10 protein-coding genes are annotated in these 12,141 nt (G+C 71.5%); 4 read left to right on the top strand and 6 right to left on the bottom strand.

Annotation, left to right across the window (positions count from 1 at the left end; translation table 11 throughout):
• Positions 1–138 precede the first annotated feature (138 nt).
• On the top strand, positions 139–1,296 hold the full coding sequence (locus ABZ370_RS09635) for a hypothetical protein (protein WP_358618608.1): 1,158 nt from the start codon (positions 139–141) through the stop codon (positions 1,294–1,296).
• Between the two features lie 433 nt (positions 1,297–1,729).
• Here ABZ370_RS09635 and ABZ370_RS09630 read toward each other — a convergent pair whose 3' ends face one another.
• The 5 genes from ABZ370_RS09630 to ABZ370_RS09610 form a co-directional block, all read right to left on the bottom strand.
• Entirely contained in the window at positions 1,730–2,464 is a 735-nt protein-coding gene (locus ABZ370_RS09630; protein ID WP_358618607.1) for an HdeD family acid-resistance protein, read from the bottom strand.
• An 88-nt stretch (positions 2,465–2,552) separates the two neighbouring features.
• Positions 2,553–3,389, bottom strand: coding sequence for an SDR family oxidoreductase (locus tag ABZ370_RS09625; protein ID WP_358618605.1), 837 nt, complete (start codon positions 3,387–3,389; stop codon positions 2,553–2,555).
• A gap of 163 nt (positions 3,390–3,552) precedes the next feature.
• Positions 3,553–4,377, bottom strand: a complete 825-nt coding sequence (locus ABZ370_RS09620) for a SigB/SigF/SigG family RNA polymerase sigma factor (protein WP_358618603.1) — start codon at positions 4,375–4,377, stop codon at positions 3,553–3,555.
• 202 nt (positions 4,378–4,579) lie between these two features.
• On the bottom strand, positions 4,580–5,503 hold the full coding sequence (locus tag ABZ370_RS09615) for an AEC family transporter (RefSeq protein WP_358618601.1): 924 nt from the start codon (positions 5,501–5,503) through the stop codon (positions 4,580–4,582).
• Between the two features lie 184 nt (positions 5,504–5,687).
• Entirely contained in the window at positions 5,688–7,991 is a 2,304-nt protein-coding gene (locus tag ABZ370_RS09610; protein ID WP_358618599.1) for a glycoside hydrolase family 3 N-terminal domain-containing protein, read from the bottom strand.
• A gap of 209 nt (positions 7,992–8,200) precedes the next feature.
• Between ABZ370_RS09610 and ABZ370_RS09605 the strand changes: the two genes are divergently transcribed.
• From ABZ370_RS09605 to ABZ370_RS09595, 3 genes are read left to right on the top strand one after another with little or no spacing between them, the layout of a single operon-like run.
• A complete protein-coding gene (locus ABZ370_RS09605; RefSeq protein WP_358618597.1) occupies positions 8,201–9,586 on the top strand; it encodes an MFS transporter in 1,386 nt (461 codons plus the stop codon).
• A 12-nt stretch (positions 9,587–9,598) separates the two neighbouring features.
• Positions 9,599–10,669 (top strand): sialidase family protein, encoded by a 1,071-nt coding sequence (locus ABZ370_RS09600; protein ID WP_358618595.1) that lies wholly within the window; start codon positions 9,599–9,601, stop codon positions 10,667–10,669.
• 36 nt (positions 10,670–10,705) lie between these two features.
• Positions 10,706–11,380, top strand: coding sequence for a GntR family transcriptional regulator (locus ABZ370_RS09595; protein ID WP_358618594.1), 675 nt, complete (start codon positions 10,706–10,708; stop codon positions 11,378–11,380).
• Positions 11,381–11,435: 55 nt separating this feature from the next.
• Here the strand turns inward: ABZ370_RS09595 and ABZ370_RS09590 are convergent, their stop codons facing one another.
• Positions 11,436–12,116 carry a GntR family transcriptional regulator gene (locus ABZ370_RS09590; RefSeq protein ID WP_358618592.1) on the bottom strand — a complete coding sequence of 227 codons (681 nt, stop codon included), beginning with the start codon at positions 12,114–12,116 and terminating at the stop codon, positions 11,436–11,438.
• Positions 12,117–12,141 lie beyond the last annotated feature (25 nt).

Raw genomic sequence — 12,141 nt, 5'->3', positions numbered from 1 at the left:
AGAGCTGGAGGGATGCTTGGTTCGTGAAGCGCCCCACGCGGCCGAAGTGGCGCGGCCCCGGGCGGCCGAAGTGGCGCGGCGATCCGGACGCCCGTCCGGGTCGTGTGTTTCCCCGGTTTCCCCGGTTTGGGGGAGGTCATGGACGTTGGATTCCTGAAGCCGTTGTTCGATCGTCCCGGTCCGTGGGCGTGCGTCTACCTCGACACCTCGCGTTCGACGGAGGACGCCCCCACGCGGCGCCGGCTGCGGGAGCGGTTCGTGGCCGGTCAGCTGACCGCCCAGGGCGCCGACCCCCGCACCCGGGAGGCGCTGGTGAGCAGGCTGGCCGGCGAGCGGGCGGCCACGGCGTCCGCCGGACGGGCGCTGTTCGCCGCGGACGGCGCGGTGGTGCTCGACCTGCCGCTCGCCGCGTCCCCGGGCGACGTCGTGACGTCCTGGTCGCCGCTGCCCCGGGTGGCGCCGCTGGCGTCGCTGCGCGGCGAGTGGCCGTCGTGCCTGGTGGCGTACGTCGACAAGGCGGGCGCCGACCTGGAGCTGCGCGACGAGGGCGGGGCCCGTCCGGTGTGCCGCGCCACGGGTGGGGGGCCGCGCGGCCGCGGCCACCGCTCGGTGCCCGCCGACCGGTACGAGTGGCACTACCGCAACCGGGTCGAGAAGGGCTGGGAGCAGACCGCGGACCTCGTCGCCGAGGAGCTGGTGCGGCAGTGGCCGGACAGCGGGGCGCCGCTGCTGGTCCTGGCGGGCGATCCGCGCGAGCGCAGGGCGGTACGTGACCGGCTGCCCGAGCCGCTGCGGGACCGGGCGGTGGAGGCGCGGCACGGCAGCCGGACGCCCGGATCGGCCCGGGAACTCCTGGAGGCGGAGATCGAACACGCCCGGGCGGACCACGCCCAAGCCCATCTGGAAGCCGTACTCGATCTCTTCCGCGCAGGGCGCGGCCGCCCCGGCGGGCACGTCGCGAGCGGCCACGACGGCTCCGCGCCGAGCGGAGCGGCGGAGGGGGTGCCCGCGGTGGTGGAGGCGGTACGCAGCCATCAGGCGGCCACGCTGCTGCTGGGACAGGTGGGCGGCGACATGCGCCATGAGGTGTGGGTCGGCCCGGGCGCCGACCAGGTGGCGGTGCAGCGCGCCCAGGCGCGGGCGCTGGGCGTGAGCACGCCCGAACCGGCGCGTGCGGACGACGCGCTGATGCGGTCCGCGGTGGTGGCCGACACCGAGGTGCTGCTGGTGCCCGAGGGCGTGCCGGGACCGGCCGGTGGGCTGGGCGCGGTGCTGCGCTGGCACGGGCAGGGCTGAACACGGGGGGCTGGACACGCGCGGGGGCTGGACACGCGGGGCCGGACACGCCGGTCTGGCATCGCTTTCTGAGAAATTTCTGAAATCGTGCCGAAAGCTATTTTCTCGGCGAGTCAGTCACATGGGGAAAGTTCACACTTTTGTATGCTTTCTTCAGCGCGTCGTTCCCCCCTGTCGGACAGTCACTGTCCGTACGGTCACGAAAGGGGCTCCATATATGCAGACGATGGAGGTTCGCCCACCAGTACCCAGTCGTTCGAGTAGTAGATGGCGTCGATACGGACGGCTCGCCGCCGCGAATTTCGTGCGGGGCGCGTCGTATGCATCCGGCACCGCGGCCATCGGCCTGATGGCGTGGTGGGTGCAGACACACTAGCCCCGCTTGGTTGTCCCTGGTTGTCGCGACAGCCGCTCGGGGCGGCTGTCGCGGCGGCTACGGCTGCGGATGGGGTTGTTGACGGAACCGGAAGCCGTGATGTGTCTTGCGGGGCGCGTGGCCTCCGAGCCGGGAACGCAGCTGAATCCCGTGAATGACCTCGATGATGCCCAGAACGATCAGCCAGACACCGGTCACCAGGGTGAGCGCGGCGATGGAGCCGAAGGGCGACACGATCAGCACGATTCCGGCCAGGGCACAGATGAGGCCGAGGAAGATCTGCCAGCCGCGGGCGGGGATGTCCTCGTCCTGGACAGCCGTGGCGGTGTGCATGACCCCCCGCAGCAGCCAGGCGAATCCGATCCACAGGGCGAGCAGCAGGATCGACTGCGCCGGACCCCGGAAGCAGATCAGGCCCAGGAACACGCTCACCGCGCCGCTGATGAAGCCGAGCACGCGCATCGACCGCGGGACATGGGCCCCGAAGGCCGCGACCAGCTGGAAGATGCCGCTGATCAGCAGGTAGACGCCGAACAGGGCGCCGACCACCGCCAGGGTGGCCGTCGGCCATACCAGCACCAGCAGCCCCAGCACGATCGCGACCAGGCCCGCGGTCAGCAGGACCTGCCAGGCGGCGTCCGAGAGGGTGCCCAGGAGTCCGGGGGAGGCGCCGCCCTCCGGGCCGGTAGTGGGGCGCTCAGCGTGCTCAGCGCGCCCGCTCGGCTGGTCGGAGTGCTCAGGGCGGCCGCCGGGCTGGTCGGCGTCGCGCGAATGGTCCGAGGGGAACGTCATCGTCGTCCACCTCCTCGAGGGAACAGTGACACCACCATCCTCGCTCTCCGCGCGCCGTATCGCCCGGCGACGGCCGGTGGTGCCGGGGTCAGCCGCCCGTCGCGAAGCCGGGGAAGAGGGTCATCCCGCCGTCCACGTACAGCGTGGTGCCCACCACGTAATCGCACAGGTCGGACGCGAGGACGACCGCGGTGTTCGCGATGTCCCGCGGGTCGCCGACCCGGCCGTAGGGGATCAGCTCCAGCAGAGCGGTCTCCGCCTCCTGGGTGTCCCACGCGTCGCGGTTGATCGGGGTCTTGATGGCGCCCGGCGCGATCGCGTTCACCCGGATCTTCCGGGGCGCCAGCTCCTGGGCCATGGTCTGCATCATCATCGCCACGCCGCCCTTGGACGACGCGTAGTTCACATGACCGGCCCAGGGGATGGTCTGGTGGACCGAGCTGACGCAGATGACCTTCCCGGCCGCCCGCGACACCTCCGGTACGACACCGCGCCGCTGGAACTCCTTGACCGCCTCCCTGGCACACAGGAACTGACCGGTGAGGTTGACGGAGAGCACCTTCTCCCAGTCCGACAGGGTCATCTCCACCGTCGGGGCGTCACGCTGGAGACCCGCGTTGGCGACCAGGATGTCGATCGTGCCGAGCCGGTCGACCATGGCGGACACCATGCCGACCACCTCGTCCTCCCGCGATACATCCGCCTGGTGGGCGTAGGCGCGCACACCGTGGCCCTCGATCTCCTTCACGACGGCCTCGGCGGCGGGCCGGTCGGAGACATAGTTGACGACCACATCCGCGCCGGAGGCCCCCAGGGCGATGGCGGTGGCCTTGCCGATGCCCGAGTTGGCGCCGGTCACCAGCGCCTTCTGGCCCCTCAGAAGCTTGAGGCCGGACACCGTGGGCGGGCCTTGGGTGGTGGTCACGGGCGTTCTCCTTCGCTGGGCGTCCGGGGCTTCGGTGATCCGCGCCCCGACCCTCGCAGCCCGGAGCGGACACCGCCGCTCTCCACGGCGCCACGGTCACCCGCTGAGGCGATGCACATCGTTCCAGCGGCGCAACGCGGGGGAGTGGCGGACGGCGCGCCGGTCAGCTGGCGCCGGCCTCGGCCATGGCCTGGGCGCGCAGCGTCGAGCAGGTGCGGTTGATGAGCCGGGAGACATGCATCTGGGAGATGCCCAGCTGCTCGGCGATGCGGCTCTGGGTCATGTCGCAGAAGAACCGCAGGTAGAGGATCTGGCGCTCCCGGTCGGGCAGCCGTCCGAGCCCGGGGCGCACCGCCTCGCGGTCCACCACCCGGTCGTACGCGGGCTCCTGGCCGCCGAGCGTGTCCGCCAGCGAGTAGCCGTCGTCCGCGCCGGCCAGCTGGGCGTCCAGGGAGAGCGGGGTGAAGCTGCCCATGGCCTCCATGCCGACGCGCACCTCCTTCTCGGTGAGGCCGGTGCGCTCGGCGATGGCCTGGGTGGGCACCGTGGCGTCGTCGAGCGAGTGGGACAGCTCCCGGTGTGCGACGCGCACCCGGTTGCGCAGTTCCTGGACCCGGCGCGGCACGTGCAGCACCCACAGGTGGTCACGGAAGTGGCGCTTGATCTCGCCGACGATGGTGGGCACCGCGAAACCCGCGAACGCCGTGCCGTGTTCGGGGTCGTACCGCTTGACGGCCTTCACCAGGCCGAGCGCGGCCACCTGCTCCAGGTCCTCCAGGGACTCGCCCCGGTTGCGGTACTGGCGGGCCAGCCGCTGGGCCATCGGCATCCACGCCTCCACCACCCGCTGCCGCAGCGCCTCCTTGCGGGGACCCTCGGGGAGGCGGGCCATCTCGTGGAACTCGGCGCTGGTGTCGGGGGCGTCGTCATGCGGGTGCTTCGAGGAGCCGGAGCGGGGACGTGCCGTGTGCTGCGCTGCGGTCGTCATGTCACACACCTCCTGCAGTGGGCTGACGGGTCGCCTGGGACCGTGGTCGCTTGATGCGGGAGCGTGCGGGATACGGACCGGAGGGCCGTGTCCCGGAGCGGTCAGAGCGCTCCCACGGTGCGTGCCTCCGGTCCGAAGCACGAATAATCGCCTGCCCGGGGCCTTCTGGGGTAAACCCAACCCGCCACGGGACACCGGGCCGTCAGCCCAGCAGCGCCGCCACTGTGATGAGCACCGGCGCGGCCAGCACGGTGGACAGCAGGATGGATTCGCGGGCCAGGATGGTGCTCGTCTCGTAGCGCACGGCGTAGGTGAACAGGTTCTGCGCCGCGGGGAGCGCGGAGGTGACGACGGCCGCGAAGAGGGCGGGGCCACCGAGCCCGAAGACACCGGCCGCGATGGCCCATGCCACCAGTGGCTGGCCGAAGGACTTCAGCGCCACCGACAGCAGCACCGGACCGCGCTCCTCGCCACGTCCGGGCAGCTCGCTGCCGGGCAGCGAGATCCCGAAGGCCAGCAGCACGGCGGGTACGGCCATGCTGCCCACCAGGGCGAACGGTTCCATGACGGGCCCGGGCAGCCGCCACCCGGTGGCGGCCACCGCGACCCCGGACAGCGAGCCGATCACGATGGGGTTGCGGAACGGGGTGGTGACCCGGCGCAGCACCGAGGTCGGGTTTTCCGCGGGGCGGCTGAGGTCGATGACGGTCAGCGCGATCGGGATCATCACCAGCTGCTGGAACAGCAGCACGGGGGCGACGAGGGACGCGTCGCCGAGGACGTACACGGCGACCGGGATGCCGAGGTTGCCCGAGTTCACATAACTCGCGCACAGCGCGCCGATCGTGGTGCGGCCCACGCTCCACTTGCGTACCGCGCCGACCGCGACGAACGCGCCCGCCACCACGAAGGTGCTCAGGGCCGTGACGAGCAGCGGGGTCGAGACGATGACGGAGAGGTCGGCGCGGGCCAGCGTGGTGAACAGCAGCGCGGGGGAGGCGACGTGGAAGGAGAGCCTGGTCAGGACCTCCCGGCCCTGCGCGCCCAGCGCCCCGCGGCGGCCGAGCACATAGCCGGTGACGATGATGCTCGCGATGACGCCGAAGCCGGTGATCACACCGCCCACGGGACCTCCGCCCGGCCGGGGTTCCGGGGGGCCGCGAGGTGTCGCGGGTCGGGGTGGCTTCTCGGGATGCGGGGCGAGGGGCAGGGCGCGGCGGTCATGGGTGGTGTCTTCCCGGGCTGGAGTTGTCAGCATGCACCCTACAAGTAACCCGGTATGTCTGTGCAGAATACGGGATGCCGTCCCACTATGTGATCGCCAGGGTGCGTTCACTCCTCGCCAGCGAGCTGTTTCCCGCGTAGATCCGGATCTCGCCCTTCTCCACCGTGAACGTGCCGTCCCGGTCATGGGTCCAGAAGCCCAGGTCCTCGGCGCCCAGCCGGAAGCGGACGGTGGTGGACTTCCCCGCGCCGAGGGTGACCCTGCGGAAGCCGCACAGCCGCCGCACCGGCTGCACGAGGCTCGCCACCGGGTCGCGCAGATACACCTGCACCACCTCGTCGCCCTCACGTTTTCCGGTGTTGCGCACCGCGACCGCCACCTCCACCGTGTCGCCCCGGCGCAGCGCGTCGGCCGAGATCCGGCTGACGGACAGCCCCGGCTCGCCGATGTCGAAGGTGGTGTAACCGAGACCGTGGCCGAAGGCGAACTGCGGGCCGTCGGCGAGGTCGAGGTACTTGGAGGTGTACTTGTCGTCCGGGTCGTAGGGTCGCCCGGTGTTCTCGTGGTTGTAGTAGATGGGGATCTGCCCGACCGAGCGCGGGAAGGACACGGGCAGCTTGCCGCCCGGGTTCACGGTGCCGAACAGGACGTCCGCGATGGCGTTTCCGCCCTCGATGCCCGGATGCCACGCCTGGAGCACGGCGGGTGCCGAGTCCAGCCAGCCGCCCATCGTCAGCGGGCGTCCGCTGACCTGGACCACCACGAACGGCGTGCCGGTGTCGGCGATCGCCGCGATCAGCTTCTCCTGCTGTCCGGGCAGGCTGATGTCGCTGCGGACCGCCGCTTCCCCGCTGAGCGCCGAGGCCTCCCCGACCACGACGACCGCCACCTCGGCGGCCCGGGCCACCGTGGCGGCCTTCGCGATGCCGCCGGTGTTCTTACCTGCCGGGTCCACACCGGGCGCATGGGTGACCCGGGCCTTCGGCGCGGCGTCCTTGACCGCGTCGAGGACGGTGACCGGGGGAAACGCGTCCGCCCAGGGTCCGGCCCAGGAGCCGCGCAGATCGGTGGAGTCGGCGAAGGGCCCGATGACGGCGATGGAGGAGGCCGACGGGCTGAGCGGGAGCAGCGCCGACTTCCCCTTCCCGGCCGGGGTGTTCTTGAGCAGCACCATGGTGCGCGCGGCCGCCTCGCGGGCCGCCGCCCGGGACGCCTTCGTGGGCTCCTCGATCGCGGCGTCCTCCTCCGCGTAGGGGTGTTCGAAGAGCCCGAGCCGGAACTTGAGCCGCAGGATGCGGGCCACCGCGTCGTCCAGCCGGGCGGTGGTGATGTCACCGCCGCGCAGCAGCCGCTTGCCGTGGTCGGCGAGGGTGGTGCTGACCATCTCCATGTCGACCCCGGCGTTCAGCGCCTGCCGTCCGGCGTCGGCTTGGTCGGCGGCGAAGCCGTGGACCATCAACTCCTGAACGCCGTTGTAGTCGCTGACGACGACGCCGCCGAACTCCCACTCGTCCTTGAGGATGTCGGTGAGGGTGTGCCGGTTGCCATGGGCGGGGACCCCGCTGATGGTGTTGAAGCTCGCCATCACGGTGGCCACCCCGGCGTCCACGGCCGCCAGGAAGGGCCCGAGGTAGAGGTTGCGCAGCCGGGCCTCGGAGACGTCCACCGTGTTGTAGTCGCGCCCGCCCTCGGCGCCCCCGTACGCGACGAAGTGCTTGGCGCAGGCCGCGAGCCGGTCCTTGGACGCCAGGTCCTCGCCCTGGTAGCCGCGCGTCTTGGCGGCGGCGAACGCGGCCGTCAGATGCGGGTCCTCGCCGCTGCCCTCGGAGATCCGCCCCCAGCGCGGTTCGTGGGTGACGTCCATCATCGGGGAGAAGGCCCAGTGCACCCCGACGGAGCGGGCCTCCTTGGCCGACACCTCGGCGTCCCGTTCGGCCACCGCCGGGTCGAAGCTCGCGGCCTGGGCCAGCGGGATGGGGAAGGTGGTCCACATGCCATGGATGACATCGAGCCCGAACACCAGCGGGATGCCCAGGCGCGACTCCTCGACGGCGATCCGCTGGAGCGTGTTGGTGGTCTTCGCGCCGTAGATGTTGAGAACGGAGCCCAGCCGCCCCTGGCGGGCCGCCTTCTCCGCCTCGGCGGTCTGTCCGCCGCCGGGCCCGGTGTCGCCGGCCCAGGCGAGCTGCTGCAGCTGGCCGAGCTTCTCCTCGACCGTCATCTTCCCCAGCAGGGCCTGGACTTTGGCCTCGTACGGCGCGGGCTCCGCCGCGGGCCGCTCGCCGGGGCCCGGGCGCTCCCGGGCGTGGGCCGTGCCGGTCGCGGCCTTGCCCGCGATGGCCGTGCCACCGGCCGCGGCGAGCACCGTTCGTCTGCGCACACCATTCATGTTCTTCGCCCCTTGAAGAGTATTGAAGGGTTCTGCGGGTGTTTGACGGTCCGATCTTTCAAAAGTTGAACCGAAGTTACGGAGGGGTTTCCGGGGCGTCAAGGGTGCCTATTGACGGGCGTGGTGCGGGCTTCCATACTCGGCGCCACCGTTAACCGTGAACGGTTAACCGAAATCCCGGGCAATGAGGACGAGAGCAGGAGAACCACATGACCTCACCCCACGCGTCTGTTCAGCTCCGCCGCACCGTGCTGTCGAGCTTCATCGGCAACACCATCGAGTTCTACGATTTCCTGCTCTATGGCCTCGCCAGTGCGCTGGTGTTCGGCGATCTCTTCTTCCCGAGCCTGAGCCCGTTCGCGGGCACCCTGGCCTCGTTCGCCACCTTCGGCATCGGCTTCATCGCCCGCCCGCTCGGCGGCTTCGTCTTCGGCCACCTCGGCGACACCATCGGGCGCAAGACCACGCTGATCACGACGTTGTGCGGAATGGGCGCCGCCACCTTCGCCGTCGGTCTTCTGCCAACGTACGACACCATCGGCATCTGGGCACCGGTGCTGCTCGTGGTGCTGCGCTTCGTCCAGGGCTTCATGGTCGGCGGCGAATGGGGCGGCGCCATGCTGATGGTCGTCGAGAACGCCCCGGCCCACCGCCGTGGCTTCTTCAGCGCCTGGCCCAACACCGGCGGCTTCTCCGGCCAGCTGCTCGCCACCGGAATGTTCGCGCTGATGGGCATCCTGCCCGACGCACAGTTCCAGTCCTGGGGCTGGCGGGTGCCGTTCCTGTGCAGCGCGGTGCTGGTGGGCGTCGGCCTGTGGATGCGTGGCCGACTCGGTGAGTCCGAGGTGTTCGAGCAGGTCAAGCAGGAGGAGGGCAAGGCCAAGGCGCCGCTGCTGGACGTGTTGCGCCACGACTGGCGGAGCGTGCTGCTGATCATGTCGCTGCGGTTCAGCGAGAGCGTCCCGTTCTTCCTGCTGACCGTCTTCGCGGTGTCCTACGGCCCCGAACACCTCGGCATCCCCAAGGCCACGCTGACCACCGCCATCATGGTCGCCTCGGTGCTCGCCTTCCCCGCCCACGGCTTCTTCGGCGCGCTCTCCGACAGGGTGGGCCGCCGCCCGGTCTACGTCTACGGCGCCCTGGCCGCCGCAGTGCTCGCCTTCCCGGCGTTCTGGCTGCTGAAGTCCGGCTCGGCGGTGCTGATCGTGCTCGCGTACTGCCTCGTCATCAACCTTGCCCACAACGCCTGCAACGCGGTCCAACCCGCCCTGTTCACCGAGCTGTTCGGCTCCAAGGTCCGCTACAGCGGCGCCTCGGTCGGCGCCCAGCTCGGCGCCATCGTGGCCGGTGGCCTCACCCCGTTCATCGCCACCGCGCTCACCGGCGGCGGCGACAACTGGGTCCCGGTGGCCGCGTACGCGAGCGCCGTCGCCCTGGTCTCGGCCGCCGCCGCGTACTTCTTCACCCCCGAGACCTCCCGCCGCGACCTGGTCGACACCAGCTCCGCGATGGCGGCCGGACCCGAGCCCGCACCGGACATCAAGGCTGACACCACGGCCGCCGAGGTGCCGGAGACCGGCGCGGTCGCGCCCTGACAGGAGCCACCCATGACCGTCCACCGCGAGTTCGTCCTGCGCGACGACCCCCGCTTCGGACACTGCCACGCCGCCACCCTGCTCCCGCTGCCGGACGGCGAGGTGCTCGCCGCCTGGTTCGCCGGAAGCCGGGAGGGCGCGGGCGACGTGGCGGTCTGGCTGGCGCGGCGGACCGGCGACGGATGGCGGGAGCCGGTGAAGGTGGCGGACGAGCCGGGGCTGCCGCACTGGAACCCCGTCCTGTTCGCCACCGGCCACGGAGAGGTGCTGCTCTTCTGCAAGGCCGGCCATCGCATCCCCGACTGGCGCACCCGGGTACTGCGCTCCCGGGACGGTGGCCGGAGCTGGTCCGCCCCCGCCGAACTGGTGCCGGGCCCGGAAGGCGCGGGCGGGCGCGGACCGGTGAAGAACAAGCCGATCCGCCTGGCCGACGGCAGCTGGCTGGCGCCCGCGTCCGTCGAGGAGCCGCGGAGCGCCGGTGGCCGCTGGGACGCCTTCACCGACCGCTCGGCCGACGGCGGCGCGAGCTGGCGGCGCTCCGCGCCGGTCCCCCTGGACCGCCCGGCGTTCCCCGGCGCCGGGGTCATCCAGCCCGCGCTGTGGGAGAGCGCTCCGGGCGAGGTCCGGATGCTGCTGCGCAGCTCCTGCGGCCGGGTCTGCCGCAGCGTCTCGCACGACGGCGGCGCGACGTGGTCGACCGCGCGGCCTTTGGACGTCCCGAACAACAACAGCGGTCTGGACGCCGTACGGCTCGCCGACGGGCGGGTGGTGCTGGCACACAACCCGGTGGCCGCCGAGTGGGGCGCGCGCACCCCGCTGGTGCTGTCCGTCTCCGAGGACGACGGGATCACCTGGCGCCGGGCGGTGGTGCTGGAGGATCGGCCCCTCTCCCGCCCCGGCGCCATCGTCCCGGACGAGACGGGCGTGCGGACCGACGGCCACCGAGAGTTCTCCTACCCGGCGATCGTGCCCTGGGCGGACGGCGTCGCCGTCGGCTACACCTGGCAGCGGCGCGGCATCGCCTTCGTCACCGTTTCCGAAGCGGCCCTGAGGAGGAATAATGAGTCAACGGTTAACCGTTGACTGAAGGACGTTCCGCCCCCCAGAAGGAGCCCGTCGGTGCCCATCACCTCGCTACAGCAGCAGTCCCTCGGCGATCTGGTCGCACACGAGCTGCGCGTCCTCATCATCTCAGGCCGGCAGCACCCCGGCACCCATCTTGTCGAAGGCGCCCTCGCCGAGCAGTACGACGTCAGCCGCGGCCCGGTCCGCGACGCGCTGCGCCAGCTGGAAGCCGAGGGGCTGGTCGAGTCCCGCCGCCGCGGGGTCTTCGTCACCGGGCTCACCGAGGACGACGTCGACGAGCTGTACACGCTGCGCGAGTCCCTGGAGACCCTCGCCCTCACCCTTGCCATCGGCCGGGCCGAACCCGGCGACTGGGACCGCGCCCAGGGCTTCGTCGGCCGGATGCGGGACGCCGCCGACCGCTCCGCGCCCAGCGACTTCGCCCTCGCCGATCTGGAGTTCCACTCCCAGTTCTATGTGCTGTCCGGGCACCGCAGGCTGGTCGCGGTCTGGGAGCAGTACCGCCCCACCTTCGGTGTCGTCCTCGACGTCACCAACGCCCAGGACGTCGATCTGCACCCCTCCGCCGAGGCCCACGCCGACCTGCTGGAGACCGTGCGCGGCGGTGAGACCGAGACCGCCGTCACCACTCTGCGGGAGCACCTCCTCGGTGCCCGGAACCGGCTCCGCTCGGCGCTGCGCTCCGCCCGGGCCGGTGCCGACGGCTGACCGCATCCGTCCCGCCCCGCCCCTGGTCAGCGGCCCGGCGCCGGGGCCGGGACGGTCAGTGGCCGCGCTCGTCCATGCCCTTCATCAGGGCTTGGTGGCTGGCGCGTACATGCTCGCGCATCACCCGCTCCGCGCCGTCGCCGTCCTTGGCCTGGATCAGGCTGAGGACGCGGTGATGCTCGGAGTCGGACTCGATGAGCCGCCCGGGGCGGGACAGCGAGGTGCGCACCAGCCGCGCGTAGGCGAGCTGGTTCATCAGGGTGCGGTAGTGCCCCTCCAGCTTGCTGTTGTCCGCACCCCTGACGATCAGGTCGTGGAACTCGTGGACCAGCGCCGCGTACCGTTCGGCGTCGCCGTCCCTCACCGCCTGGTCGGCCGCCCGCATGCTGGCGTCCAGCTGCTCCACTTCGGGCACGTTCCCACGGAAGGCGAGCAGCCGCGCGGCGGCGCCCTCGAACAGCTCCTTCATCTGGAACAGCTCGGTCAGCTCACGCCGTGACGGCACGGCGACGAAGGTGCCGACCCGCGGCCGGACTTCGACCAGCCCCTCTATCTGGAGCTGCTTGAGGGCCTCGCGGATGGGCGTCCGGCTGACTCCGAACGTCTCGGACAGCGCCATCTCGGACAGGCTGGAGCGGGGCGGCAGTTCACCACTGATGATCATCTGCCGCAGCTCTTCGGCGACCCTGGCCTGCATGCTGGTCTGCTGAAGCCGCTTCCCTGTGGGTTGTTGCATGGCACGGAACCGTATGCGGGGCGCT

Origin of the sequence: Streptomyces sp. NPDC005962 (assembly GCF_040629205.1) — a bacterium.
Lineage (GTDB): Bacteria > Actinomycetota > Actinomycetes > Streptomycetales > Streptomycetaceae > Streptomyces.
The sequence above is the reverse complement of the archived record's forward strand: the minus strand, read 5'-3'. Positions and strand labels throughout refer to the sequence as shown.